The 25,982-nt window shown below is 65.5% G+C and carries 27 protein-coding genes; 10 read left to right on the top strand and 17 right to left on the bottom strand.

Annotated features, from left to right (window positions below; translation table 11 throughout):
- Positions 1-14: 14 nt before the first annotated feature.
- Positions 15-890 carry an MBL fold metallo-hydrolase gene (locus BRAGE_RS0117510; RefSeq protein ID WP_027557705.1) on the top strand — a complete coding sequence of 292 codons (876 nt, stop codon included), beginning with the start codon at positions 15-17 and terminating at the stop codon, positions 888-890.
- A 142-nt stretch (positions 891-1,032) separates the two neighbouring features.
- On the opposite strand, the gene BRAGE_RS0117505 is transcribed toward BRAGE_RS0117510, so the two are convergent.
- The 3 genes from BRAGE_RS0117505 to BRAGE_RS0117495 form a co-directional block, all read right to left on the bottom strand.
- Positions 1,033-2,370, bottom strand: a complete 1,338-nt coding sequence (locus tag BRAGE_RS0117505) for a type II asparaginase (RefSeq protein ID WP_231164353.1) — start codon at positions 2,368-2,370, stop codon at positions 1,033-1,035.
- Between the two features lie 80 nt (positions 2,371-2,450).
- On the bottom strand, positions 2,451-2,699 hold the full coding sequence (locus tag BRAGE_RS0117500) for a hypothetical protein (RefSeq protein WP_035729798.1): 249 nt from the start codon (positions 2,697-2,699) through the stop codon (positions 2,451-2,453).
- Between the two features lie 113 nt (positions 2,700-2,812).
- Positions 2,813-3,775, bottom strand: coding sequence for an alpha/beta hydrolase (locus BRAGE_RS0117495; protein WP_027557708.1), 963 nt, complete (start codon positions 3,773-3,775; stop codon positions 2,813-2,815).
- A 124-nt stretch (positions 3,776-3,899) separates the two neighbouring features.
- Here BRAGE_RS0117495 and BRAGE_RS0117490 point away from each other — a divergent pair, with 124 nt between their 5' ends.
- Positions 3,900-4,577 (top strand): nitroreductase, encoded by a 678-nt coding sequence (locus BRAGE_RS0117490; protein ID WP_027557709.1) that lies wholly within the window; start codon positions 3,900-3,902, stop codon positions 4,575-4,577.
- A gap of 382 nt (positions 4,578-4,959) precedes the next feature.
- Here BRAGE_RS0117490 and BRAGE_RS0117480 read toward each other — a convergent pair whose 3' ends face one another.
- From BRAGE_RS0117480 to BRAGE_RS0117470, 3 genes are read right to left on the bottom strand one after another with little or no spacing between them, the layout of a single operon-like run.
- Entirely contained in the window at positions 4,960-6,078 is a 1,119-nt protein-coding gene (locus BRAGE_RS0117480) for an HD-GYP domain-containing protein (RefSeq protein WP_027557711.1), read from the bottom strand.
- A gap of 54 nt (positions 6,079-6,132) precedes the next feature.
- Positions 6,133-6,453: a PilZ domain-containing protein gene (locus BRAGE_RS0117475; protein ID WP_027557712.1), complete on the bottom strand. Its 321-nt coding sequence runs from the start codon at positions 6,451-6,453 to the stop codon at positions 6,133-6,135.
- Between the two features lie 29 nt (positions 6,454-6,482).
- Positions 6,483-7,547, bottom strand: a complete 1,065-nt coding sequence (locus BRAGE_RS0117470) for a DUF2336 domain-containing protein (RefSeq protein ID WP_027557713.1) — start codon at positions 7,545-7,547, stop codon at positions 6,483-6,485.
- 304 nt (positions 7,548-7,851) lie between these two features.
- Between BRAGE_RS0117470 and BRAGE_RS0117465 the strand changes: the two genes are divergently transcribed.
- Complete coding sequence (locus BRAGE_RS0117465) at positions 7,852-8,799, top strand: helix-turn-helix domain-containing protein (protein WP_027557714.1); 948 nt, start codon at positions 7,852-7,854, stop codon at positions 8,797-8,799.
- Positions 8,800-8,835: 36 nt separating this feature from the next.
- Complete coding sequence (locus BRAGE_RS0117460; protein WP_027557715.1) at positions 8,836-9,426, top strand: NADPH-dependent FMN reductase; 591 nt, start codon at positions 8,836-8,838, stop codon at positions 9,424-9,426.
- Here the strand turns inward: BRAGE_RS0117460 and BRAGE_RS0117455 are convergent.
- The 3 genes from BRAGE_RS0117455 to BRAGE_RS0117445 form a co-directional block, all read right to left on the bottom strand.
- Positions 9,423-11,504, bottom strand: coding sequence for a methyl-accepting chemotaxis protein (locus tag BRAGE_RS0117455; protein ID WP_027557716.1), 2,082 nt, complete (start codon positions 11,502-11,504; stop codon positions 9,423-9,425). The genes BRAGE_RS0117460 and BRAGE_RS0117455 overlap by 4 nt on opposite strands.
- A gap of 143 nt (positions 11,505-11,647) precedes the next feature.
- Positions 11,648-12,433 carry a 2-keto-4-pentenoate hydratase gene (locus tag BRAGE_RS0117450; protein ID WP_027557717.1) on the bottom strand — a complete coding sequence of 262 codons (786 nt, stop codon included), beginning with the start codon at positions 12,431-12,433 and terminating at the stop codon, positions 11,648-11,650.
- A gap of 15 nt (positions 12,434-12,448) precedes the next feature.
- Positions 12,449-13,177, bottom strand: a complete 729-nt coding sequence (locus BRAGE_RS0117445; RefSeq protein WP_231164354.1) for a TetR/AcrR family transcriptional regulator — start codon at positions 13,175-13,177, stop codon at positions 12,449-12,451.
- On the opposite strand from BRAGE_RS0117445, the gene BRAGE_RS0117440 reads away from it, so the two are divergent.
- Together BRAGE_RS0117440 and BRAGE_RS0117435 are read left to right on the top strand one after the other, a co-directional pair.
- Positions 13,167-13,649 (top strand): tautomerase family protein, encoded by a 483-nt coding sequence (locus BRAGE_RS0117440; protein WP_027557719.1) that lies wholly within the window; start codon positions 13,167-13,169, stop codon positions 13,647-13,649. The two genes, BRAGE_RS0117445 and BRAGE_RS0117440, sit on opposite strands and share 11 nt — an antisense overlap.
- Positions 13,650-13,684: 35 nt before the next feature.
- Complete coding sequence (locus BRAGE_RS0117435) at positions 13,685-14,461, top strand: crotonase/enoyl-CoA hydratase family protein (protein WP_027557720.1); 777 nt, start codon at positions 13,685-13,687, stop codon at positions 14,459-14,461.
- A gap of 10 nt (positions 14,462-14,471) precedes the next feature.
- Here BRAGE_RS0117435 and BRAGE_RS0117430 read toward each other — a convergent pair whose 3' ends face one another.
- Complete coding sequence (locus tag BRAGE_RS0117430) at positions 14,472-14,909, bottom strand: DUF1810 domain-containing protein (protein WP_027557721.1); 438 nt, start codon at positions 14,907-14,909, stop codon at positions 14,472-14,474.
- 204 nt (positions 14,910-15,113) lie between these two features.
- Here BRAGE_RS0117430 and BRAGE_RS0117425 point away from each other — a divergent pair, with 204 nt between their 5' ends.
- Positions 15,114-16,064, top strand: a complete 951-nt coding sequence (locus BRAGE_RS0117425; RefSeq protein WP_027557722.1) for a DUF2778 domain-containing protein — start codon at positions 15,114-15,116, stop codon at positions 16,062-16,064.
- 64 nt (positions 16,065-16,128) lie between these two features.
- Positions 16,129-16,386, top strand: coding sequence for a hypothetical protein (locus tag BRAGE_RS0117420; RefSeq protein WP_027557723.1), 258 nt, complete (start codon positions 16,129-16,131; stop codon positions 16,384-16,386).
- Between the two features lie 129 nt (positions 16,387-16,515).
- Here the strand turns inward: BRAGE_RS0117420 and BRAGE_RS0117415 are convergent, their stop codons facing one another.
- Positions 16,516-18,372, bottom strand: coding sequence for a tannase/feruloyl esterase family alpha/beta hydrolase (locus BRAGE_RS0117415; protein ID WP_027557724.1), 1,857 nt, complete (start codon positions 18,370-18,372; stop codon positions 16,516-16,518).
- Between the two features lie 433 nt (positions 18,373-18,805).
- Between BRAGE_RS0117415 and BRAGE_RS0117410 the strand changes: the two genes are divergently transcribed.
- Together BRAGE_RS0117410 and BRAGE_RS0117405 are read left to right on the top strand one after the other, a co-directional pair.
- Entirely contained in the window at positions 18,806-19,354 is a 549-nt protein-coding gene (locus BRAGE_RS0117410) for a MarR family winged helix-turn-helix transcriptional regulator (RefSeq protein WP_027557725.1), read from the top strand.
- 192 nt (positions 19,355-19,546) lie between these two features.
- Positions 19,547-20,638, top strand: a complete 1,092-nt coding sequence (locus BRAGE_RS0117405; RefSeq protein WP_027557726.1) for a TRAP transporter substrate-binding protein — start codon at positions 19,547-19,549, stop codon at positions 20,636-20,638.
- 139 nt (positions 20,639-20,777) lie between these two features.
- Here the strand turns inward: BRAGE_RS0117405 and BRAGE_RS0117400 are convergent, their stop codons facing one another.
- The 6 genes from BRAGE_RS0117400 to BRAGE_RS0117375 form a co-directional block, all read right to left on the bottom strand.
- Positions 20,778-21,560, bottom strand: a complete 783-nt coding sequence (locus BRAGE_RS0117400) for an ABC transporter ATP-binding protein (protein ID WP_027557727.1) — start codon at positions 21,558-21,560, stop codon at positions 20,778-20,780.
- Complete coding sequence (locus BRAGE_RS0117395; protein WP_027557728.1) at positions 21,548-22,603, bottom strand: dihydrodipicolinate synthase family protein; 1,056 nt, start codon at positions 22,601-22,603, stop codon at positions 21,548-21,550. The genes BRAGE_RS0117400 and BRAGE_RS0117395 overlap by 13 nt, the downstream gene beginning before the upstream one ends.
- Before the next feature lie 5 nt (positions 22,604-22,608).
- Positions 22,609-23,430, bottom strand: coding sequence for a GNAT family N-acetyltransferase (locus tag BRAGE_RS0117390; RefSeq protein ID WP_027557729.1), 822 nt, complete (start codon positions 23,428-23,430; stop codon positions 22,609-22,611).
- Positions 23,417-24,454 carry an NAD-dependent epimerase/dehydratase family protein gene (locus tag BRAGE_RS0117385; RefSeq protein ID WP_027557730.1) on the bottom strand — a complete coding sequence of 346 codons (1,038 nt, stop codon included), beginning with the start codon at positions 24,452-24,454 and terminating at the stop codon, positions 23,417-23,419. Before BRAGE_RS0117385 ends, BRAGE_RS0117390 begins: the two co-directional genes overlap by 14 nt.
- Positions 24,455-24,469: 15 nt before the next feature.
- Positions 24,470-25,240: an ABC transporter permease gene (locus BRAGE_RS0117380; RefSeq protein WP_027557731.1), complete on the bottom strand. Its 771-nt coding sequence runs from the start codon at positions 25,238-25,240 to the stop codon at positions 24,470-24,472.
- A gap of 84 nt (positions 25,241-25,324) precedes the next feature.
- Entirely contained in the window at positions 25,325-25,972 is a 648-nt protein-coding gene (locus tag BRAGE_RS0117375; RefSeq protein WP_027557732.1) for a TetR/AcrR family transcriptional regulator, read from the bottom strand.
- Positions 25,973-25,982: the final 10 nt, after the last annotated feature.

The following is a 25,982-nucleotide window of genomic DNA, read 5'->3' as shown; positions in this document are numbered from 1 at the left end:
AGAGCGATATAGTCATGAAGCAACTCCGGATCGGCGACGTCGCGATCGATGCGGTGATCGAGCGGGAAGGGCCGTGGCGGCGGCCGCAGGATTTTTTCCCGGCCTATGAAGAGGGCGTGTTCGCCCGGCATCTGCCGACGATGGAGCCGGAGGTGTTCGACGCCGCGCGCGGCATGATGGTGATCACCTATCAGACCTTTGTGGTGCGCACGCCGCGCTACACCATCCTAGTCGATACCTGCACCGGCGAGGACAAGGGCCATCCGCCGCCATTCGACTTCCCCGGCAAGGAGCGTTGGCGCAACGAATTGTTCGCGCTCGGGATCGGCTTCGAGCAGATCGACTACGTGTTCTGCACGCATCTGCACATCGACCACACCGGCTGGAACACGACCTTGCGCGACGGCCGCTGGGTGCCGACGTTTCCGAACGCGACATACGTCTTCCACAAGGGCGAGTATGCGGCCTGGGAGGCCGAGCATGCCAAGGGCAATAATCCGCCGGGCACCGTGTTTCGCGACAATTGCCTGCCGATTGTCGAGGCCGGGCAGGCGCTCCTGGTCGACGACGACTACGCGCTCGACGACACCGTCACGCTGACGCCGACGCCGGGGCATTCGCCCTGCCATTGCTGCGTGAACATCTTTTCGAGAGGTCAGCGCGCGGTGGTCGCGGGCGATCTCATGCATCACCAGATCCAATGCCGCGAGCCGGACTGGTCGGCGAAGCCGGATTGGGATCCAAAACAGTCGGCGGTGTCGCGGCGGACGTTCTTCGCCTCCGTCGCGGACACGGACACGCTGATCCTGCCGGTGCATTTCCCGGCGCCGACGGTGGGGCTGATCAAGCCGTTCGGAGCCGCGTTCGATTATCGGTTCAGGCGGGAGTGATCGCCGTCATGGCCGGGCCTGTCCCGGCCATCCACGGCCTTTGCTACACGGAAACAAGAACGTGGATGCCCGGACATCTAGCGCGAAGACGCGCTTCTGCCCGGGCATGACGAGTTCGTGGAGCGACCGCGCGTCGGACGATCTAATACGTGAAGAACATCCGCTGAATTTCCTTGGTGTCGGTCGTCTTGGTCAGCGCCAGCATCAGCAGGATCCGCGCCTTCTGCGGATTGAGCGTATCAGAGACGACGAAGTCGTGTTCGTCGTCCTTGGCTTCCCCGTTGCGCGCGACGATGCCGTTGCCGACACGGCTGCTTCTGACGATCACGACCCCCTTCTTGCGGGCCTCATCGAGAGCCGGCTCGACCGCGGGCCGGGCAAGACTGCCGTCACCCACGCCGGCATGCACGATGCCCTTGGCCCCGGCGGCGACGAAGGCGTCGACCGCGACGCGGTTCATGTTGGCGTAGCCGTAGACGATATCGACTTGCGGCAGGGCATCGAGGTTGGAGATGTCGAATTCGGAGTCCGCGGTGTGCCGGCGCGTCGATTGGCGATAGAAATACGGCTTGTTGCCCTGCATGTAGCCGAGAAAGCCGAGTTCCGGGGTGCGAAAGGTGTCGGCCGTCGAGGTGTTGTTCTTGGTGACGTCGCGCGCCGCGTTGATCTGATCGTTGAGAGCAACGAGCACGCCCTTGCCGACGGCCTCGTCACTGCCTGCGAGGATCACCGCGTTGAAGAGGTTGATCGGCCCGTCGGCGCTGATCGCCGTCGACGGCCGCATTGCGCCGACGATGACGACGGGCTTCCTGCTCTTGACGACCAGGTTCAGGAAATAGCTGGTCTCCTCGATCGTATCGGTGCCGTGCGTGATCACGATCCCGTCCACGTCATCCTGCGCGAGGAGCGTGTTGACGCGCTTTGCAAGCTTGAGCCAGCAGTCATTGTTCATGTTCTCGCTGGCGATCTGGAAGACCTGCTCGCCCTTGACGTTAGCCACCGTTTTCAGTTCGGGGACGGCGTTCAGGAGGGTCTCTATGCCCACCGTGGCTGCGGTGTAGCCGACCACGGTGGTGCTGCTCGCGCCGCTGCCGGCGATCGTACCGCCGGTGGCCAGAACCATGACGTTGGGCAGACCGGGGCCCCTCGCGTTCGCAGCTTCAAGACTAATGAGCAGCGCGAACAGCAAGCTCACTGTCGCCATGATCTGATGACGCACTCGAAGTTGCCACATCTTGACGTCCCTTTCCTGGAAACCTTCGTCGATGCGCCCCGTTTCGCTCAGCACTGCATGATCCGTCAGCCGGAGCTTTCTGTCTAGGGTTGTAGTATCGCCGGATGAGTTGGCTGGCTGGAGTGCGCGGCGCCCGCGTTGTGGCGGCGACGATTCTCCCCACCCTCTATCTCCATTCGGAAACCAGAACGCGAATGCCCGGGCCTTCGCCTCGCCGAAGAGGCTTCGGCCTCGCAGGCGGGACAAGCCCGGGCATCGAGTTCGTGGCACGAGCGATTGCTCGCTAAAGCGGCAGTAAGTTCAGAGAAGCCGCAGCTCCGCGGGCGCTACGCGCTGACTTCGCACTTCTTCATGAAGCTGCTCTTGGCGGCGCCGGCGAGCGGCTTGCCATCGGCGCTGACGGCCTTGGGCGCGCAGGCGTCCGCCTTGCACTTCTTCAGGAACGAGGTCTTGGCGGCGCCGGCCAGCGGCTTGCCGTCCTTGCCGACGGCCTTGCTCTCGCAGGTGTCGTCCGCGAAGGCCGAGCCTGCTGCAAAGGTGGCAACGATCGCTGCGAGGAAAATCCGCTTCATCATGGGTGTCTCCCTAAACCAGAAATGGCATGCGGATTGGAGCCGCGAATCGTGGCGCAATCAAGCAGGATCGCGCGCCACATGCTCAATCGCAGCTGTTGCCATTCATCTGCGGTTCAGATTCCGCGCGCGAGCAACGCCTTGAAATCGGCCCGTGCGCGCTGCGCCTCGGCGCGTGCCGCCTCGGAAGCATCACCGAGGCCGAAATAGCCGTGGATCAGGCCGGGGCCCTCATGCTGCCTCACCGGCACGCCGGCACCTTCCAGCGCCCGCGCATAGGCGGCGCCTTCGTCACGCAGCGGATCGAACCAGGCGGTGGTCACGACCGCCGGCGCGAGATCTTTGAGCGAGGTGGCGCGGAGCGGGGAGACGCGCCAATCGGCGGCGTGAGCGGAATCGGCAAGGTAGTGGCCGCAAAACCATTGCATCGTGGCACGCGTGAGGAAGTAGCCATCGGCATTTTCCGCGCGTGAGGGAAAGCGCGCGTTCTCGCTGACGTCGGCATAGAGGCCGACCGTATCGGTCACGGGATAGACCAGCAGCTGCGCAGCAAGCCTGATGCCGGCATCGCGGCAGGCGATCGCGGTGGTGGCCGCGAGATTGCCGCCGGCGCTGTCGCCGGCAACGCCGAAGCGCTTGGCATCGCCGCCAAATTCCGCGACGCGGCCAAACACGTCGCTGACCGCTGCGAAGGCGTCCTCGAAGGCGCCGGGAAAGCGGGTTTCCGGCGGGCGGCGATAATCGACGGAGACGACGACGGCGCCGGTCTCGATCGCGAGATTGCGCGCCTGGCGGTCATGCGTTTCGAGATCGCCCGCGACCCAGCCGCCGCCATGGAAGAACACCACCGTCGGCGCCGGCGTGGTGCCGACCCGGTAGACACGCGCATCGAGCGGTCCGGCGCCGCCCTTCACCTTGATATCCTGCACGCTGGCGACGGGCGGCGGCGGCACCGCCGCGCGCGAGGCAGCCAGTTCGCGCAAGGAATCGCGAGCGCTCTGTGGCGTCATCGTGGTGGGATCGCGCAGCGGCAGCAGCGGAATGATCTGGGCGATGACGGGATCGAGCGGTGCAGGCATGATGATCCTCATAAGGGTTCTTGGTCTTGCTTGCGCGCTAGCATAGATTTGGCGCGCCGCATCGGCAACCGCAGACGCGTTACGATTGCAATGCGCGCGAACGCAGGGGCAGGGAGGTTCTAGGGTGGAATTCGAGACGCTGATCCAGTCGCGCCGCAGTGTACGCGGTTTCAAGCAGCAGCAGGTAGCCCGTTCTGTGATCGAGGCGATCATCGACAGCGCCAAGCGCGCGCCGTCGTCGATGAACACCCAGCCTTGGCATGTCCACGTGCTGACTGGCGCGCCGCTGGAAGAGGTGCGCCGACGCAACATGGAGGAGATGGTTGGCGGCGCCAAGGTCAAGCGCGACATCGTCAGCCATGGCGAGTACCAGGGCGTGCACCGCACCCGGCAGGTCGACATCGCCAAGAAACTGTTCGGCGCAATGGGCATTGCGCGCGACGACAAGCCGATGCGGCAGGACTGGGTGCTGCGCGGCTTCCGCCAATTCGACGCGCCGGTCTCGCTGGTCCTCACCTATGACCGCGTGCTCGATCCCGGCGCGGTCTGCCATTTCGATCTCGGCGCGCTCTGCTACGGCATCGTGCTCGCGGCCTGGGACCGCGGTCTCGGGTCCGTCATCAACGGGCAGGGCATCATGCGTTCCGACATCGTGCGCGAAGTCGCCAGAATTCCAGAGGACGAGGTCATCATGACCTGCGTGGCGATGGGCTATCCCGACGACAACTTTGCCGCGAACGCGGTGCGCTCGGATCGCGAGCACAACGCGGAGTTCGTGCGCTACGTCGGTTTTGCCGATTAGTACGACGATTCATGGGGAGGAGAATATTCTCTCGCGGAAATTTTTGGTGCGGAGTCGTTACGGCCTCTTGCAATCTCGATCGTGCAGGAGGAACAATATGCGGGCTAAAGGGTTTGTTGCTGGCGCGAGGGAATTGATATGCGGCGGCTGGCTAGCCTGGTTCGGTGGTTCTTCGGTCCGCGAGTGCGGCGCCCGATCGATGAGGATCCAAGTCTTCCCTTCACACCTGAAGAGTTCAGCAGGCTCATACGCAGCGGCAGACGCGAGGACATGAGGCTGCTTGCGGAAGGCCTGGCTTGCCGGTCGATGCCGCAGCGGGCCAAATTCCGGGCCACGCACTAAGGCGCGATGAAGCGTCATCGCGAAGACGAGATCGACGCGCTCATCGCGTGAGCGCGACCTGCTTGAATGAGCTCACCAGCACCTTCTCAAGCTTCCCATTCATCCCGCAGAGAATGTTGTAGGCCTCCGTGCGTGGCATGGTCGGCTTGTAGTGGCGGTGCTCGATCAGCGCCGCAAAGATGTCGGAGATGGTGAGAATACGGACGATGTCGCTGATGTTCTCGGCGCAGAGCGCGTCCGGATAGCCACTGCCGTCGAGATATTCGTGATGATGCCTGACGGCATCGAGGATCTCCGGCGTGATCTTGTCGTGGTTTTTCAGAAAATCGTAGCCGGCGGCAGGATGGGTCTCGATCATGGCGCGCTCTTCCGGATCGAGCCGGCCGGGCTTGTCGAGGATGGCGAGGGGAATCTGGGCCTTGCCGATGTCGTGGAACATCGCCGCCGTGTACAGGCGCTCGAGGTCTGCGGGGCGGACGCCGAGGCTCAAGCCGAAGTCGATGGCGACGCCGGTGACCAGCAGGCAATGCTGGTAGGTTCCCTCGTGGTGGCGACGTACCGTCGTGAGCCATTCGGACAGGCCGTGCTGGGTGATGCGATCGGCGATCTGGCGACCGGCTTCCTTGGTGCCGTCCACGTCGAGCGGCTGGCCAAGCGTGACGGCGGTGAACATCGAGGCGATGGCGGTCGCCGCGGCCTCGACCGCGTTGTCCGGCCCGGCCGGATCATTCGACAAGGCCGAGGCCGGGTCGGCAGGATCGGACAGCGCCGCCAGCAGTCTGGTCCGGGTGACCATCGCCGGAAGCACGAGAGTGGCGCCGAGCGCGTAGGCCTGTGAAATGCCGACGTGAGAGGTGTGCTCGAGCAGGAAGATGCGCTTCTTCGCCTTGGCGAGCTTGCCGGCGCGCTTCTTGATGGCGGCGATATTGTCGACGTCGCGTAGCTCCGCGCGGATGACGATGGCGGACGGCACCTGCGACAGCTTGGCGTCGGCATCGAGCCGTTCACCGGCGACGGTAAATCTCTCTTCGAGGATCGAGCGAATGCCCGACAGTTTGTCGGACGTGTCGGCCAGCACTTGCACGAGAGGGCGCGCGGCCTCCGTTTCCCGGATACCGTCTCGATTGACGGGGTTTTGTATGGTTCGCGCGTTCTGCACGGTCTGACCTGGACGTTACCGCATTTGCTTCAAATCGCTGGATGAATGATTGGGTTACTTGCTCTGGGCCGCGCTCTCGGCCTTCGCCTTCTGCTTCCTCTTGCCATCTGCGGTGATGAAGTGAACGCCGGCCGTGGTGCCGTCGATCCAGATCAGCTCGCAGCGCCGGTAAGCCAATCCGGTCGACGACAGCAGCATGAAGAACTCCTTGGCCTGGAGCACGTCGAGCGTACCTTCGACCTCGACCTTTGCGCCGGTTTGCGACACGTCGAGCAGGACGCAGCTGCGTCGCCACGTACCGTCCGAGCCCATCAGGTTGACGGGTTGCTTGTGATCCATCCTTACGCGAGCCGCCTTTCGACCGTCGAACTTCATTGGCTTTCCCCCATTGTCGCGCCGCGATTTCACCGACCGTTCGCTTTGGCGCTTGCCGCAATTTCTCCCCAGCGCACCGTCCATTGGCTGGTCGACAGAAGCAGTGTCTCGTAGATGTGGTGTGCGCGCTCGCGCTCGGCGAAGGAGAGCCGCGTACCGCTTCGGTTGCTCAGGATCGCAAGCGTAGTCGCCCAGTTCAGCCGCGACGCCCGGCAGGCCATCACCAGGCCCTCGCAATCGCCGTCGGCCATGATGCGCTCGACGACCTCGATCGGAGCGCCTGACAGCACCGACAGCGCCGTGAACAGGCTGGCGGTCTCGCCGCGGATCGCGAAGCGGTTCACCGTGGAATCGTTGAGCTTGCCGACGCGGTTGAGCGCGACGATCTCCGGCCGTGCGCCGGCATAGTCGGCCGGGCAGGGTCGCGCCGGCGCGGCTGTTTGGGCGGGCGGCGCGGCGGACGCGTTGGGCTTGGCCGACGCCTTCTGGCCGGGTGGGGCGGAGAGCAGCTTCCGCACGACGAGGTCGGGCGTGCCGGGCCGCAGCACCAGCGCCTTCGCAATCTCGCCGTCCTCTCCAGCCTTCGCGATCAGCGCGGCGTAGGCAGCGTCGGAGAATTTGGTTCCGGGGTTCTTGATCAGCGCGAGGCAGATCGGGCCACCGCGCTGCACAAGTGCTTCGGTCACGACCGGCTCGATGTCGTCCCGGGCGGCGATCGCGCGTTGCTGCCGCTCGCCGCCGGAAGCCGCGACGGCCGCAAGATCGGAGGAGCCGAGCATCTGTGATTTGAGCAGAACGGGACATGCCACGTCCGGATCATTGTGCGCGGCAAGGCGCCGCAACGTCTCGGGCGGCGCCACCTTTAGCTCGGCAAGCGTGGTGCTGAGCTCGGCCAATGCGCGGGCCTCGACCCGCTCCGTCAATCGGAGCAGAACGCCGTCGACCACGTGGGCGAGCACTTCCTGCGACCGGTCGCAGCTGCCAGTGAGCAACTGCACAATGCCGGCGAGGATACGGCCGCAACGGTCAAGCGGACACGTTTCGACCGCCTGTTCCAATTCAACCAGAATATCTGCAGGCGAATTTGCCATCATGGCAGGAGCCTGTACTCAAAATGAACTTCGACTATTCAACGCCCCTGATTGCGCCGCACAGCGGTTAATTTGAAATTTAGACGTTGAACGCTGGGGTATTAATGCACCGTCGATGCAACCGGAATCGCTATCGAAATTCGGCGAGGCGAGTTGCGACGACTTGTCCTTTGAGATGGGACACTCGCCAATTGAAGCGTGACGAGTAGGATGATTCCTTCGCTTCTAACTGGGGAACCGAAAGGGGGAACTCAGATCGGCGGTATTGCCGGACGCGCGTCGGTCAGGACGCGACTTTTCATTTGTCATGAGCAGCATTGATGATGCGCCATTGCTAGCGCCAAAGATATTTCGGTTTTTCGACGTCGACGAGTTTCGCAGTTCGATACGCGGGCTGAACATCGAGTTCACGCCATTCGTGCGAAGGATTGCGACCGAGCAGATCATCCTGCACCTGCCCGGCTGCGACGTGAACGTCACGCGCGCGTTTCCGCGCGTCGTCGATGCGCAGCTCGTTGGCGATTGCACCGCGATCGGTTTCGCGATGGACGATCTCGACGTGCCCATTCGTTTCAACGGCGCGCAGCGCGATCGCGCGGTCATCGTCGTCGGCAGCAGCGGTGCGGCCTACACCACGATCGAGGAGGTTCAGCGTCAGATCGGCTCTGTCGTGTTCAGGCCGGAGGTGAAGGATCGTGGCTGGCCGGAAGCGAAGTCGAATTTCAAGCTGTTCGAGACCAGTGATCGCGCCCTGCATCGGCTGCGGCGAACCGTCACAGAGGTGGTCGCCGCCGCATCGGAGCCCGTCGATGCCGCCGAGGTGCCGATGAAGGCGGCCGCGATGAGGGAGTCCTTGCTCGCTGCCGTCGATGCGGCCATCGCCGACATCGTTCCGGCGCGATGGACGGTGTGGCCGAATGACACGCGCAACTTCAAGATCTTCCAGGATATCCGCGCGCTGCTCTCCGGCGATCTGTCTCAACCCATCTACACCGAGGACCTCGCGCGCAAGCTCGGCGTGCCGGTCCGCACCATGCATGACGTCGTCCGCCGCTATCGCGGCATGAGCCTGCATCGCTATTTGCGCCTGCGCCGGCTGTGGCTGGTGCGCCAGCGGCTGCTGGGCGGAGCCGACAGCGTCAAGGCCGTCGCGCTCGCCTTCGGCTTCTGGCATCTCAGCGACTTCTCCAGAAGCTATCGCAACCAGTTCGGCGAGACGCCGTCACAGACGCTGGAGCTCCGACGAAAACGATAGGCGGCCGCCGCGCCGTTTCGTGCTAACGTGCCGGTCATGAGCAACCGCATTCTCGTCCTCTACGGGTCCTACCGTTCCGACCGCATGGGCGTCCGCCTTGCGAATTTCGTCATCGAAGGCCTGCGCGGGCGCGGCGAGGAGGTCGAATTCATCGACGCCAAGGCGATCGGCCTGCCGATGCTCGACCGCATGTACAAGGAGTATCCCAAGGGCTCGGCTCCGGAGGCGCTGGAGAAGCTGGCCGGGCAGATCCGCGGCGCCGACGGTTTTGTCTTCGTGACCGGCGAGTATAATTGGGGCATCCAGCCCGGCCTGAAGAACCTCACCGATCATTTCCTGGAGGAGTGGTTCTGGCGGCCGGCCGCGATCGTGAGCTATTCCGCCGGCCGATTGTCCGGCGCGCGCGCCTCGACCGCCTGGCACGGCACGCTGTCGGAGATGGGCATGGTAGTGATCTCGAGCACCATCGGCGTCGGCCCGATCGCGCAGACGCTGTCGGCCGAGAGCGAGCCGATCGGCGAGGGCGGCAAGGCGCTGGAACGGTCGTTCCCGCGCTTTGCCGACGATCTCACATGGTGGATCGAGGCGGCGAAAGCGCAGCGGGCTCGGAAGGCGCCGCCTTACTAAGCCGCACGGACCTCGCTGAGGAAGCGGTCGAACTGGCCGGCGAGGTCGCGCGACTGGGTCGAGAGTTGCTCGGCGGCGCCCAGCACTTCGCTGGCGGCCGCGCCGGTGTCGTCGGCGGCGCGCTGCACGCCTGAAATGTTGGTGTTGACCTCCTGGGTGCCGCGAGCGGCCTCCTGGACGCTGCGGGCGATCTCCTTGGTCGCAGAGCCCTGTTCCTCGATCGCGGCGGCAATCGCGGTGCCGATCTGGTCGATCTCGGCGATGACGTCGGCGACGTTGCGGATCGCGGCCACGGTCTCGTCGCTCGCGGCCTGGATCGCCGTGATCTGCTCGGAGATCTCGGTCGTCGCCTTGGCAGTCTGGCCGGCCAGCGATTTCACCTCGGACGCTACCACGGCAAAGCCGCGGCCGGCATCGCCGGCGCGGGCGGCCTCGATCGTGGCGTTGAGAGCAAGCAGATTGGTCTGCTCGGCGATGCTCTGGATCAGCGTGACGACGTCGCCGATCTTTTGCGCGCCCTCGGCGAGCGCACGCGCGGTGTCGCCGGTGCGGCGGGCATTGTCGACGGCGCGGGCCGCGATCTCGGTGCTCTGCGCGACCTGACGGCCGATCTCGGTGATCGAGGAGGTCAGCTCTTCGGTGGCGCTGGCGACCGTCTGCACGTTGGTCGAGGTCTGCTGCGACGCAGCGGCGACAACGGCGGCCTGGCTGTTGGTCTGGGCTGCGGTCGAGGTCATCGACTGCGCCGTGCTTTCCATGGTGGAGGAGGCACGCGAGAGGCCGCCGACGAGCTCGGTGACCTTCGCCTCGAAAGAGCGCGTGAGCTCGTCGAGCGCCTGGGCGCGGCGCATCTTGCCGTCGTTCTCGGCCTGCTTCTCGGCGGCGAGGCGATCGGCGCGGATCATGTTGTCCTTGAAGACCTGGACGGCCGCCGCCATCGCCCCGATCTCGTCGGAGCGCGCGGCGCCGGGGATCTCTTCGGCAACCTCGCCGTCGGCCAGCCGCGACATCCGCGTCGTCAGATTGACGATCGGGGCGCAGACACGGCGTCGGACCGTCACGATGAGGCCGGCGCTGGCGATCAGCACGGCGAGGAGGCCGACGAGTGCGATGGTGAAGCTGGTGCGCGCCGCGGAAGAGGCGCCGGCGAGGATCTGCTCGGCATTGTCGTAGAAGGCATCGCGGACCTCGATAATGGTGCTGAGGCCGCGCTGGGTGGCGGTGTAATAGGTGTCCACATCGTGTTCGTACTTGCCGGTAACCGCACCTTCCTTGGCCAGCTTGAGCTCGCGGCCGAACTCCTCGACATAGATCGTGTTGAACTTCTCCAGCGCCGCGGCGACGTTCGCCGGTGTAGCTGGATTGCCGCGCAATTCCAGCAGCGACATCACGATCTGGTCGTTGCGCCCTTGCGAGCGGCCGATGTCCGCCTTCTCGGCGTCGGTCGCCGGCTTCTTGCCGCCGACGAGGTTCTTGTGCAGGCTGGAATTGAAGCCGCCGACGTCGCGCAGCGTCATGGCGATGTTGGCGTAGCTGGCCTGCCGATAGGCGTCGCCGTTGAGGATCGCCATGCGACGGACCTGCTCGTTGAGCAGCGCGGTCACGCCGCCGTTGAGCACGGCATTGTCGGCGACGATCTTCTTGGCAGCGTCCTTGCGCGCCTCGGCCGGGCCGGCCAGCGCCTTGTCGATGGCCTCACGCAGCGCCGTGAACTTCGCATTGATGCCGTCGATATTGTTGCCGATGGTGGCGCCGTCGTCGAACGGGCCGGGCAGCTCCTTGCGCAGCGCGTTCATCTTGTCGCGCGCCCCGTCGGTCGACTTGCGCAACTTGTCCTGCTCGGCCAGTAGCGCGGGATCGATGGTCGCGGGCCCGTAGAGGATGTTGGTGGAATAGCCCCGTTCGGGGTTGAGATAGCGCGGGATGTCGCTGACGGCCCGGACGATCGCAAGCCGGCCCTGCGCCTCGGTGATCCGCTCCATGGTCTGGTATTTGGTCACGGCAACGTAGACGGCGAGGCCGCCGCCGACGGTCGACAACGAGACGATGGCGGTGGTCAGCAGCGTACCGATTTTCATGGGCATTCCGGCAATTGCACAGGGGGAGAAAGATATTCTCCGAAAAATAGGCGGGCCGTCTTAATCGCCGGTTTACGCTGGCGGCCGCCATGCTCGGCCCGCATGCGTCCATTCGTCCAATGCGCCCTTCCGATGGCAACGCTCTAGGCGTAGGTCGCGCTCACGGTTCCGAACGGGCCGAAATCGGCGACGTACGTCTCGCCCGCCTTCGGCCGCAGCATGCCGGTGAGTGTGCCGGTGCTGATGGTCTGTCCGGCCTTGAGACCAATTCTGCTTCGCGACAGCTCGTTGGCGAGCCAGGTTAGCGGCACCAGCGGATGATCGATCGCCTCCGCCGCGCTGCCGCGGCGCCTTTCCACGCCATTGCAATTGAGCACGACCCCCTGATTCGCGATGTCGCGGCTGCGCCAGTCGGCGATGGGCTCTCCGAGCACGATCGTTCCCGATCCCGCGCCGTCGGCCAGGATCGCCGGCATCGGTGGAAACGCCGCGTCATGGACGAAGCGGCATTCGGCGAGCTCGATGCCGGGATGCAGCGAGGCGACGGCATCGCCGATCTCTTCGACAGTGTAGGGCTTGGAGCGTGGCGGCAGGTCGGCGCCGAGGCGTGCCTGATACTCGACCTCCGGAATCGGGCTGCACTGCCTGGCATGCGCGACGCTCGCGGGCGAGGTCTTGATCAGCGGCGCGAACACCCGCCCATAGATCGGCGAGGAGGTGCGAAGCTGGCGCTGGAGCCCGGGCTTCATGCCGGCGATCTTCCAGCCGACGACGGCCCAGCCCAACTCCTCTTCCACCATCTGCGCGACGCGGTACGCCGTGTCGGGATCCGGCGGCACAAGATGCGCATCGAGGCCGCTTTGCTGCCGGCTCTCGCGTCGCAGGCTGGCGAGACGGCGTGCGAGCTCGCGTTCGCGGGACAGATCCATCGGTGCGTCTCCATTCTATCCGGCTGTGCGGGCGAGTGCGGTCGACAGCACTGTCTCCAGTTCGTCCTGAACCTGATCGAGCGCCTCAGCACTGCGATTGGCGCGGCACATCGCGACCGTGCCTTCGATCGAGGTCACGACGAGCGTGGCAAGCCGCTCCGCCCGCTCCGCAGCCAGCCCTTCGCGCAGCAAGGCCGCGCGCATGATCTGCCGCCACTCGACGAACACGCCGTCGGCGAGACCGAGCAGATGCTGCTGCGCCGCCTCGTCGTCCTTGTCGGAGGCTTCGCCGACATAGCGGTCGACGGCGACGGCGAGCACCGGGCAGCCGGCCTCGAACCCGGTCGCTTCCAGCCGGCGGCGCCACGATGCGACGAAAGCCTTGAGGCCACCGATCACGCCGTGCTGGTTCATGGCCTTCTCCAGGGGAATGGACACCTGCTTGCCCGCGAAGGTCACGGCCTCGGCGATCAATTGCCGTTTGCCGTCCGGAAAATGGTGGCTGATCGATCCGCGCGGCGTGGCGGTATGGCGCACGACGTCGCGCATGCTGGTGGCGTTGACGCCGCGGCGGCTCATCAGGTCGGCGGCGCCGGCGATCATCTTGTCGCGTGTGGTGGCGGTGGTCATCGGGAGTTCCACAATTGGCTGCCCACCATCTAGACTATGACGCTTGACATAGGCAAGCCGCGCTGAAATATGACGATCGTCATAGTCGTGCAGAGGTGCCAGCTTGACCATCATCACCGTGACCGCGTCGGCCGGACGGCTTGGCCTGCCGCAACGCCGGCTTCTTGCGGAAAGCCTGACCGACGCCGTGCTTGAGCCCGAAGTCGGTCAGCACGCGCCGGCGGCGCGAATGGGTTTTCAGGTGCATTTCCACGACCTGCCGCCCGACTGCATGGCAATCGGCGGCCGACTGCTGTCCGACCAGGACCAACCGCGCGACATCATCACCGTCAATATCGCGGTGATGAATGCGGCCTGGCCTGCAGAGGTGCGTGCGGAGGTGATCCGCAACGTGCTGGCGCGGCTTGCGGAAGCCTGCGGGATGCCGGCGCCATCGCCGACCTGGTGGGTCAATTTCGAGATCATCGACGAGGGCAGCTGGGGATCGCGGGGCGGGGTGCTGTCGATCCTCCAGCTCCTCGACTCCGGCGTGTTCACGCCGGCGCGGATCGAGGCGATCCGCGCGGCGATTCAGTCGCCGGCCTGACTTGCTGCCAACATCAACAATCCGGAGAGAAGCACATGAGCGAAGGTCAGATCCGCACCGAGGTGCACGGCCACGTCTTCAAGATCATCATCGACAACGCTGCGAAGAAGAACGCGTTCACCCCGGTGATGATGGAGCAATTGTCCGATGCGCTCACCGAGCTGCACGACAACGAGGCCTACCGCGTCGGCGTGATCTGCGCCGAAGGGAGGGATTTTACGGCTGGTCTCGACATGCCCAGATTCTTTGGACCGACCGCGGAGAAGCGCAACATCAAAGAGGGCAACGTCGATCCGTTCGGGCTGGCCAAGCGCTGCCGCAAGCCGATCGTGACAGCCGTGCAGGGCATCGTCTTCACCATCGGCATCGAGCTGATGCTCGCCGGCGACATCGTGGTCGCGGCCGGCGATGCGCGCTTCTGCCAGATGGAGGCGAAGCGCGGCATCGCGCCGCTGGGCGGCGCGCATTTCCGCTTCCTCTCTCGCGCCGGCTGGGGCGATGCGATGTATCATCTGTTCCTGTGCGACGAGTTTTCGGCCGAGCGCGCCCACGCGATCGGCCTCGTCCAGGAGATCGTGGCGCCGGGAGAACAGGTCGAGCGGGCGATGGCGCTCGCAGCCATCATCGCGCGCAATGCACCGCTCGGCATCCAGGTGACCAAGGAAGCGGCGGCGAAATATATCGAAGGCGGCGAGGCGGCTGCGATCGCCTACATCCCGAAAATCCGCGACCGCGTGCTCGGCAGCGCCGATGCGAAGGAAGGCATCCAGTCCTTCATCGAGCGTCGCGCGGCCGTCTTCCAGGGCCGCTGATCGCAGGCGGCTACGCCGGCCGGTCGAGCTTCGACAGGATCTCAAGCGTTGCGCCGTCGCGCTGGCCTGCGAAATACCGCCCGAGCGCCTCGCCGAAAACGGGCTGATCGGACACCGCGCCGAACAGCGTCATCGAGGAGCGGAATTTGGCATCATCCGGCGCGCCGAGGATGGCGTTGATGGTGCGCCCCTCGACGGCGAGGACGAGGCGCGTGCATTCGATCAGGCGCGGGCCGAGAGTGGGGTGGGCGAGATAGGCCTCGGCCTCCGCCCGCGAGCCGATCGCATAGCGCTGCGACATGGCACTGAAGCCGAGGCCGGCGATTTGCGGGAAGACGAACCACATCCAGTGGCTCTGCTTCCGCCCCCGGGCCAGCTCCTCCCGGACGGCGCGAAAAACCGGGTCCTGGGCTCGGACGAAGCGCTCTAGATCGAAAGGATCGGTCATAGGATACCTTGGGATGCCTTGACGGGCCCTTGCCGGCCGCGATTATGCCTAACTTTTGGCTCCCAATGTGGTAGCTGGTATAGAGAATCTCCGGGTGGGGGTGGGTCCCCCGGGGGTCGATTTGGGGATCTGATGGTTTCCGACCGCGTACGCGCCGAGAGGCTGTTGACGTCGCGCCGCCGTATTGGGCGGACCGAGACGATACTGCTGTCTCTGGCCGCCGTCGCGCTGGCGCTCGGCGCCGCCGCCTGGGTTGCGGATATCGGCGACTCGACCCCGCTGGTCACCGCCTCCTTGCCGCCCGCCAATACCCCTTCGTTTGACGACCGCTTCGCATCGCTCTCGGGCAACCCGCAGGCGCGCGACCTCGGTTTGCGGACGATGGAGCGCTCCGCCCTGAATGCGGTCCAGCTCAAGCTCCGCGACGCCAAGGCGATGCTCGCGGAGAAGCTCCAGGGCGACGAGTGGCGCTCGACACTGACCGATGACGACCGGCATGCCGTCGAGGAGCAGAGACCCGCGCAGCGCGCCGACGCCGTCCCGATGCCGCGCTCGCGTCCGGTGCAGGCCGATTTCGCCTCCCAGGTCGCCTCCAGCCAGGCCTATGCCGACACCAGTCCCAAGGTCGATAACCGCAGCTTCTTCGAAAAATTCACCGCCAAGATCAAGCTGGCCTCCCTGACCCCCGGCGACGGCCTGTTCGCCAAGGGGCCCGATCTCGCCGCTCTCGGCTACGATTCGCGCACCGCGGTCTACGACATCAAGGCCAAGGCGCTCTACCTGCCGAGCGGCGTCGCGCTGGAAGCCCATTCGGGCATGGGCGCTCTGATGGACGACCCCGACCATGTCGACCAGCGCATGGTGGGCGCGACCCCGCCGGCGACCTACGATCTGAAGCCGCGCGAAAAACTGTTCCACGGCATCCGTGCGCTGCGCCTGACGCCGACGGACGGCACCAGCGCGCTCGGGCGCGTCGGCCTGCTCACCCACAGCTACATGCTCGGACCGCGCGGCGATTCCAACGGCTGCGTCTCGATCAAGGACTATGACCGCTTCCTCAAGGCCTGGGACAATGGCGAGTTCAACCGCCTCGTCGTAGTGCCGAGCCTGGGCGGATCGGCGACGGCTTCACAACGCGCCAGCACCGATTCCTGATATTCGCCGGACGGCGGGGCTGCCGTTTTCCCTTCGTTAAGCCGTCATCGTCCAGAAGCAGCCCATGAGTGATCCATCTAAGTCCGAAACCCCGCTGCGCACGACGTTCAAGATCCGCCTGAACGGTGACACGCTGGCGATCGCGACCGTCGGCCAGGCCTATCAGTTCCTCACCAACTTCAAATCCGTCGAGTGGATGGAATTCCGCGCGCTGCACGAGGACGCGGTCGCGGCGCTCGAAGGTGCCGCGGACAACGCCATGCTCGCGGTGCAGGCGACCAACGCCGTGCGCGCGCTGTTCGTGAGCGCGAAGCTGCTCTGAGCAGGTCGTCTCTTTCGTCATTGCGAGTGTGGAGGTGAAGGCATTCGTCCCTCTCGTGTCCCGGCTCTGCAGCGCACCGCTGAAGAAGCGCTGCGCTGCGTCCAGGGCACGAGGGGGACAGACGGCGCCTCAATGCCGCTCGTCGCCGCGTCCGTCGTCGTCATCGTGGAAGTCGTGGTCGCCGCCGTGTCCGAAGCCGGGGTCGATACAGGCAAAATTGCCGGCGTCGTTGGTCATGCCGCTGCCCTTGTAGGACGCAATCTTCGGGTAGACGCAGAGCGGCCTAGTGCCGCCGGTCGGAAAGTTCGTGGCAACGCGCGGATCGAACAGTCCGCCCGCCGGATAGGGCGAGGTGGCGTTGGTGTTGGTCGCCACGATGCGGTCCGGCGTGATGTCCTTCTCGACCCAGTCGGTGAGGGCCTTGAGCTGGTTCGTGGCGAAGCTCGCGGTGGCGGCGCCGCCGCCGCAATGGGCCATGTTCGGCACCATGAACAGCCGGGCGAAATCGGTCGCACGGCCGCTCATGTGCCGGTCCATGTTGCGGTACCAGCGCGCGATCGCAGCACCCGAGAAGATGCCGTCATTGACGGAGGAGGAGATGATCAGCTTGCCGCCGCGTGCCCTGAACGGACGCAGGTCGGTCGAGGTCGCGGCCATGAAGTCCATGCTGCTCTCGGGGTAGGCCGCCGTCTTGGTGAAGATCTTCGGCGCGTCGGTGTCGAAGTTGAACTTGAACACGAAGGCTTCCTGGCCGTTCGGCCCGTTCACGGGCGTGACGACCGGCGGGGTCTGGAAGATCATCGGGATCGCGCCGGCGCCGAGCGTCAGGTTGATCGCCGTGTTGACGTTCGGCACCGGTGCGGTGACGACGTTCCAGAGCTGCCAGCCCGCGCCGGGCGCGCTGGGCGGCGTCCAGATGCCGGCATCCCAGAACCAGTTCGAATAGAGCCGCTGTCCTCTCGAGTTGACCGGTCCGGCGTAGATCCTCTTCAGCGCGTCGACCTGCGCGCCGGTGAGGCAGGTGCCGCCATGTGGCGTGCTGCCGTGCGAGCCCGAGCCGCAGGTGTAGCTGGCGAGCGCCGGGTACACCTTCTTCGCTGTGCAGGCGTGATAATTGTCGATGATGCCGTCGACCAATCCGTCGAGCGCATCGCAGGCGCTCAGGATGGCGGCCGAGGCGACCTGGAGATCCTGCGCGGGAAAGGTGTCGGGAATGAAGGGCTGGCCGTTGACGTCCTTGCTGGTTGAAAGGGTGCCGAGCACCTGCTCGTTCCAGGCTTCGGCAAGGCCCGCCTGCGGCAGGTTGAAGCCGGGATTTTGCGAGATCACGCCGTCGAATAGCCAGGGGAAGCGCTGCGAGGCCATCATGGCGTCGCGGCCGCCGTTCGAGCAGCCCATGATGTAGGAATAGGCGGTGTCGAGGCCGTAGAAATAGGAGATGATCTTTTTCGAGATCGTCGCGGTCGTCTCGATGCCGTTGTAGCCATAGTTCCGGCGCGCCTGCGCGTCGATCGCGAAATGCGCGGAGCCGCCGGCATTGGCATCGTCGTCCTGATGGCCGCCGACCGGATTATTGGCGTTGTCTTCGTGGCCGCCGTCATTGGCCGCGACGGCCCAGCCCTGGCCGACCTCGACGCCGGCGGCGCCTTGCGGGTCGGCATTGAGGCTGCCGTCGGTGCCGCCGCCGCCCATCATCTCGAAACGCCCGTGCCAGGTGTTGGGCAGGTTGAGTGCGAAGCCGATGCCGTAGGTGAAATGGTCAGGATCCTGCGTCGAGACGCGCTTGTTGATGATGCCGATCACGTTGCAATAACCCGTCTTCTGGGTCGCGCTCAGGATCTGCGTGTTCGGCAAAGTGAGGCCGGTGAGGGCGGTGCAGGACGCGCGCGGCGCAACGCCGCTCGGCGGGAATCCGTGCGCAATGGCCTGCGTGCCGAGCGCCGCGCAGCCGGCCATGATGGTCGATGCGAGAAGTCGTCGTTTCATGTCAGTCCCTCCCAGTTTTCAACAATGATGGTCGAGCGGACGCGCCCCATGCGGGCGCGTTCGTTCAGGCAGTGTCGTTGACGATGTCGTTGCCAAAGCAGAGGTGACGCGGCGGCATTTGCAAGCAACGCGCAGGCGCGCGCCGATCGCGCCGCTATGCGTGATCGCACGCGGCTCGCCGCCCATCTCTGATGGAAGCACGGACGTCATCCCCCTTGGTCCCGCTCGTGTCACGGTGGGCTTTTTCGATCCTAGGGCGTGCGATGTTGCCGTGTCAACATGAAGCGGCGCGCGAGTGCGCAGCGCAACCTGTCGTAGAAGCTGTGCTCACGCAGTGCGATCCCGCTCGGCTTCTCGATCTGGCCCGGCTGCGATAGACTCGGCGGGCGAATCCCGGATAGCCGCTGCGCCGGCTTGCGAAAGATCATTGTCGATGGAGCCGAAGAAGGCGGGCATCAGAAAGCGATCCTCCAAGGCCGCGCCACGCCCGGCGCCTGTTGCGAAGCGATCCGCGCCGCGCGCCGGAGCGGCCGCAAAGCCTGCCCGGCAGAGGCTGCTCGCCTCCGACGATCTGTCCCGTTCGCTCGGCTATCGCATCCGGCGGGCCCAACTCTGGGTCTTCAAGGATGTCAGCCGGCGGCTCGCCGCGTTCGACATCAGCGCGGCGCAGTTCTCCGTGCTGTCGGTGATCGAGGCCAATCCGGGCGTCAATCAGCTCGCCATCGCGCAATCGCTGTCGATCGAGCGGGCCGGGCTCGGGCGTCTCGTGGATCATCTGGAGCGGCGGGGCCTCGTGCAGCGTTCGGCCTCGGCGATCAACCGCCGCTATTACGTGCTGTATCTGACGCAGGCCGGGACCGCGCTTTTGGGCCGCCTGCGGCCTGCGATCGCCGAAAGCGAGAGGGCCCTTGCCGCCAAGATCGGGCCGCGCGCGTTCAAGGAACTGCAGCGAGCGCTATCGGTCTTCCTCCAGGAGACCTGATCCAGGGACGCCAGAGGCGTTCTCGGCAAGCCCTTGGTTCGGTGCGCTGTTTTGGCAGCCGATGGCCACCGCGCCATGCGTTCTCGCGGCTTGAACTCTGCCTCAGGAACAGGCAAACGGTCCGCCAAGACCGTAGCCCTGGGCTGATCAGGGCCATCCATTTCAAACCTTGATTCAGGGAGAAAGCTCATCATGAAACGCCGTACATTTCTCAAGGGCGGCGCGGTCGCCGGCGCGACGACGCTGGTTGCTGCACCTGCGATTGCGCAGGGCTCGCCCGAGATCAAATGGCGCCTGACCTCGAGCTTCCCGAAGTCGCTCGATACCATCTACGGCACGGCGCAGACCTTTGCGAAATACGTGGCCGACGCCACCGACAACAAATTCCAGATCCAGACCTTTGCGGCCGGCGAGCTCGTTCCGGGCCTGCAGGCGCTCGACGCCGTCAGCGTCGCCTCGGTCGAGATGGCGCAGACGCCGCTCTATTTCTACATCGGCAAGGAGCCGGCGCTGGCTTATGCCACCGGTGCGCCGTTCGGCATGAACCATCGCCACCAGGAGTCCTGGTGGTATTTCGGCGGCGGCGCCGATCTCACCAACGAGGCGCTCAAGCCCTTCAAGGCCCACGCCATCCTCTGCGGCAATTCCGGCACCCAGATGGGCGGCTGGTTCCGTAAGGAGATCAAGACCGTCGACGACCTGAAGGGCCTCAAATTCCGCATCGCCGGCATGGGCGGCCATGTGCTGGCGCGGCTCGGCATCGTGCCGCAGCAGCTCGCGGGCGGCGACGTCTATGCGGCGCTGGAGAAGGGCTCGATCGATGCGGCCGAATTCGTCGGTCCCTATGACGACGAGAAGCTCGGCTTCCAGAAGGTCGCGAAGTACTACTACTTCCCCGGCTGGTGGGAAGGCGGCGCCATGCTGCACATGATCGTCAACGACGAGAAATGGGCGAGCCTGCCGAAGCACTATCAGGCGATCGTCAACCAGGCCGCCTCGGCCGCGGGCGCCTGGATGCTCGAGAAATACGACAGCGTGAATCCGGCGGCCTTGAAGCGGCTGATCGCCAACGGCGCCGAGCTGAAGGCGTTCCCGCAGCCGGTGCTGGAAGCCTGCTACAACGCGACCCAGGAGCACCTGAACGAGCTCGCCGCCAAGAGCGACCTGTTCAAGCGCACCAAGGAGAGCCACGACGCGTATATGAAGGAGCTCTTGTTCTACACGCAGATCGCCGAGAATTTTTACGACAACTATCTGCTCAGCAAGATGCGTAACAAGAGCTGACGACGAGAAGGGCGCGGTGTTTACGCCTCTCGTAGGGTGGGCAAAGGCGCGACTGCGCCGTGCCCACGTTCTTTCGCTTCATTGACAATGGTGGGCACGCTCCGCTTTGCCCACCCTACGGGACTGATCGTGTGGCGTCTTACGCCGCGCCCAGCCCCAGCTTCGCGTAGATGCGCCGTGCATAGGCGCCGAAGGCGTCCGTGGTCTTCAGCGGCAGGTCGCGCGGGAAGGGCAGGTCGATCGGGAAGTAATCAGCCATCTTCGCCGGGCCCGCGGTCAGCACCGCGCAGTGCGAGGACAGGAACACCGCTTCCTGGATCGAGTGCGTGACGAAGATGATGGTCTTGCCGCTCTCGCGCCAGATCCGCAGCATCTCCAGGTTCATCTGCTCCCGCGTCAGCGCATCCAGCGCGCCGAACGGCTCGTCCATCAGGATCAGCTTGGGATCGTGGATGAACGCGCGTGCAATCGCGGTGCGCTGCTGCATGCCGCCGGACAGCTGCTGCGGATATTTCTCTTCATAGCCGGCAAGACCGACGAGGTTGAGCAGATCGCGCGCCCGCTCGCGCGCGGCCTTCATCGGTAGTCCCACGATCTCGGCCGGCAGGAGCACGTTGTCCAGGATCGTGCGCCATTTGAGGAGCAGCGCCTGCTGGAACACCATGCCGATGTCGCAGGTCGGATCGAACGGGCTTTTGGTATTGCCGATCTTCACCGTGCCGCCGTCGGCGCTGTGAAGGCCCGCCAGAATCTTCATCACCGTGGTCTTGCCGCAGCCGGAGGGGCCGACCAGCGAGACCAGCTCACCTTCCTGCACGTCCATGGTGACGTCCGACACGGCCAAAAACTCGGAGCCGCCGGTCCGATAGACTTTCCGGACGCCTTGCAGGCTGATGAAGGCCTCGGAGCTCATGCCAGCCATTTGCTGAGGTTTGCCGCAACGAAAGCATCGTCGCTGAGGTCGGCGTGCTCGCGCGTGACGCGGTCGATCTCCTCCTTCTGGCCGGGGCTGAGACCCTCGTTCGGATCGAGGCACCACAATCCCCGCATCAGGCCCTGGCGCCGCAGGATCTCGTGGCAGCCGGCGATGCAGCCGTGAAAATTGTTGGCGACATCGAAGAAGGCGCTGTTGCAGTCGGTGACGCGGGCATCGAGCGCGAGCAGGTCGGCCGGCACGCTGTCCTTGTGCCGCGCCGCCTTGCAGCGCTCGAACTGTTTGATCGCGCTCGCGGTCCACACCGACCAATGGCCGAGCAGGCCGCCCTTGAAATAGGTGCGCGTGGTGACGCCGCTGTCGCGCAGATCGAACGGCAGCATCAGGTCGAGCAGGATGTGGTCGTCATTGCCGGTGTAGAGCGCGACGCGGTCGAGCGCGCCGGCGGCCACGACGCCGCGCAGCACGTCGAGCGTGCGATAGCGGTTGAACGGCGCGATCTTGATCGCAATGACATTGTCGATCGCGGCAAAGCGCTGCCAGAACCGGCTCGACAGGATGACGCCGCCGACGGCGGGCTGGAGGTAGAAGCCGACCAGCGGGATTTCCGCTGCGACCGTCGTGCAGTGCGCGATGATCTCGTCCTCGGAAGCGCCCTTCATCGCGGCGAGGCTGAGCAGGCCGGCGTGATAGCCGATGTCGAGGGCGGTGCGAGCCTCCGTGACGGCCTGCGTGGTCGGGCCGGCAAGGCCCGCGACCATCGCCAGCGGGCGCTTGGTCCAACTGACGGCGGTCTCGGCGGCGAGCTCGAGCACCGGACGGTAGAGGCCGACATCGCGGATCGCGAATTGCGTGGTGTGCACGCCGACCGCGAGGCCGCCGGAGCCGGCGTCGATGTAATAGCGCGTCAGCGCGCGCTGATGCTGCTTGTCGAGCTGGCGCTCGGCGGTGAGCGCCAGCGGATGGGCCGGCAGCACGGTGCCTTCGGCGATCAGCTTGCGGACGTCTGCGTTGATCTGGCTGTGGTGCATGATGTCTATCCGAATTCGGGGCCGGCGACGGCGAATGGCAGTTCGTCGCCCGCCGATGTGGCGGGGCCGAACCGCATGCGCTGGAACGGCCGTTCGATGGTCCAGCTAGACGCGGTCAGTCCTTCCAGGAACGCGCTTTGCGAGGCGACGGTGTCGATCAGGAGGGGGTGGGGCTCGGAGCGGGCGATCGCGTGGACAAGGGCCAGCGCGTCCGCGGCATTGTCAGCGAATAATGGGCCGATGTGGCGCGCGGTCCGGCCATCGCGGACCAGCGCGATGCATCCATTCGCTGTGACGATGCGCGAGCCGGAGCGTCGGGCAAAGGCGGTGAGGAGCGCGGTCCGGTCGAACCCGGTGGCCCTCTGGTCGCGCGCGCGAAGCGCGTCGAGCGTGGCGGCTGACGGCGCCGGCGCGGAGGCCTGCGCCGGCTTCACCAACTTCAGCCGGCGCAATTGCAGTGTCGGGGTGAAGCCGAGCGGGCCGTAGACGGCGGCGCCGTCGGGGGTGGCGTCGAGCCAGCTGGTCAGGCCGTTCTTGCGCGCCGTCTGGAGGCAGGCATCGACGAGGCGCGTTGCGAGACCGCGGCGGCGATGCGTGGCCGACACCAGCACCATGCTGATCCAGGCATTGTTGCCGGAGTAGGGCAGCAGTGCCGCTGTTGCGATCAGCCGCATGCCGTCGCGAATGCCGAACACGATGCCGTCGCGCAGGAAGATGCGCCAGTCCTCTTCGGTCTGGTTCCAGTGCGCCTCGGTCGACAGCGCGAGCCCGGCGATCGCGTCGTCGACGCCGAGCTTGAGGATGGGAGGAGCGTCAGTAGCGTCCATCGCGCACCTCGTATTTGGTGGGCTTGCCGAGGCTCGGCATGGCGCGCGACACCCAGTCCGCGGTCCAGGCGATCAGCTGCTCGGTGTCGACGACGGGCAGGTCGAACAGCTCGACCGCCCTGGACGTGTCGGTGAGCCACGCCGTCGGCTCCTCCTTGCCCGTCAGCACCGGCGTGCGGCCGAAGCGCGCGCCGAACTTTTGGGCGAGATCGCGCACGGCAAGGATCTCGTGGCCGCTGACATTGATCGGCGAGGTCGGGGCCGTGCAATGCGCAAGGCACCGCAGCGCCTGCGCGGAGGCATCGCCCTGCCAGATGAAATTGACATGGCCGAGGCTGACGTCGATCGGGGTGCCGTTGAGCACCTTGGTGGCGATGTCGTGCAGCACGCCGTAGCGCATGTCGATCGCGTAGTTGAGGCGGAACAGCCGGCCGGGCGTCGAAAACTTGCGCGAAAAATACTCGAACATGCGCTCGCGGCCGACGCAGGATTGCGCGTATTCGCCGGGCGGGTTCGGCGCCATGTCCTCGGTCGAGCCTTTGCCCTCGACAGGGACGAAAGGATAGATGCAGCCGGTCGAGAACGCGACGATCCGCGACGACGGGAACGCCTGCGCGACCAGCGCCGGCACATGCGCGTTCATCGCCCAGGTCAGCGACAGGTCGCCCTCGGCGCCGAACTTGCGGCCGGCCATGAAGATGATGTTCGGCGCCTTGGGGAGGGCCTGAATGGCTTTCTCGTCCATCAGGTCGCAATTGATGGTCTCGACGCCGCGCGCGTGCAGCCACTCCTTCACACCGGCTTCGCTGAAGCGGGCGACGCCGATGACGCGCCGATCCGGGGCCGCGGCCTTGGCGAGCCCCGCCAGCGTCGGGCCCATCTTGCCGCCGACGCCGAGGACCATGATGTCGCCCTCGACCTTCCTGAGATCGTCGATCAGCGCCTGCGTCGGCCGGCACAGGAGGTCGTCGAGCGCCGCGATATCGGGAATGGTCTTCGGCAGGTTCTCGCGGGTGAGAAGCATGGGGCGGTCCTTCAGTTAGGCTTGCCTGGCATCGCTGACCACGAACATGCGTTCGAGGGCGAGCACCAGGCCGTAGAGAGCGACGCCGAGCAGGGTCAGCAGCACGACGGCCATCACCATCGCGGGCGTGTCGAGCGAGGACTGCACCTGGATCATGAGGTAGCCGAGCCCGCGCTCGGAGGCGATGAACTCGCCGACGATGGCGCCGGCGACCGCGAGGATGGCGCCGACCTTCATGCCGGAGAACACGTAAGGCAGCGATCCCGGCAGCTGGATCTTGCGGAACAGCGTCCAGCGCGAGCCGCGCAGCGATTTGACGAGGTCGAGCAGATCGGGCTCGACCTCGCGCAGGCCGCGCGCAGTGGTGAGCAGGATCGGAAAGAAGCAGATGCTGAAGGCGATCAGGATGTTCGGCACGATGCCGTAGGAGAACCAGACGATGAAGAGCGGGCCGAGCGCGACCTTCGGGATCATGTTCAAGGTCACGAACAGCGGCAGCAGCACGAGGCTGACGAGCGGCGCCCAGCTGAAGATCACCGCGAGCGCGACGCCGACGAAGGCGCCGAGCGCGAAGCCGCCGAGGATCTCGATCGCGGTGACCAGCGTGTTGGCGCCCCAGGAATAGCTTGCGGTGCCCAGCGTCTGAATCGTCGCGAGCGGGGAGGGCAGGATGAATTTCGGCACGTGGAAGGCATCGACCGCAACCTGCCACAGCACGAGCACGGCGAGGTGCACGATCAGGATGACCGCAAAGCTGCGCGAGGTGCGGGCTGCGTCTCCTGCCACCGTTTGCTCCCTGTTGCTAGCAGCGACGATGCCGCTGATCTCAAGCCTAACCGGCCTTGCGGGAAGTTTCAACCAGTTGGTTGATTATGGCCGGAGCGAATGCAGCACGAGGTCCACGACGTGCCGGCGGCGGTTGCGTCGGGCCGTCCGGGTCGAAAGATCCTTGCCGAAGATCGCCGAGAGCGTCGGTGTGTTGGACAGGTAGAAATAACCGAGCGCCGCGATCGAAATGTAGAGCTGGACGGGATCGATCCCTTTGCGGAACATGCCGGCGCGGACGCCTTCGTTGAGGATATGGGAGACGCTGACGACGAGGGGCGAATGCATCGCCTCCAGCCGCGTCGAGCCGCGCACGTGACGGGCGCCGCCGCGGTTCTCGTCGTTCAGGAGCACGATGAAATCAGGGTTGGTGGCGAGGTAATCGAACGAGGCCTCGATCAGCTTCTTGATCGCCTTGTCAGGCGGCAGGCCCTCCAGATTCAGCCTGCGCTCCTGCTCGCGGATATCAGCGTAGACCCATTCGAGCACGGCGAGATAGAGCGCGTCCTTGTCGCCGAAATAATGGTAGACCAGCTGCTTGTTGACGCCGGCGCGCTCGGCGATCTCGTCGACGCGGGCGCCGGCAAAGCCGTGCTTGGCGAACTCCAGGCGCGCCGCCGTGAGCAGCTTGTTGCGGGTGGCGACGGGGTCGCGCCGCTGCGGCACGGTGTCGCCTGAACGTTTTGCGGGCATTTCCAACCAA

Origin of the sequence: Bradyrhizobium genosp. SA-4 str. CB756 (assembly GCF_000473125.1) — a bacterium.
GTDB classification, from domain to species: Bacteria; Pseudomonadota; Alphaproteobacteria; order Rhizobiales; family Xanthobacteraceae; genus Bradyrhizobium; species Bradyrhizobium arachidis.
Note: the sequence above shows the minus strand (reverse complement) of the source record. Positions and strands in the feature narration are given on the sequence as shown.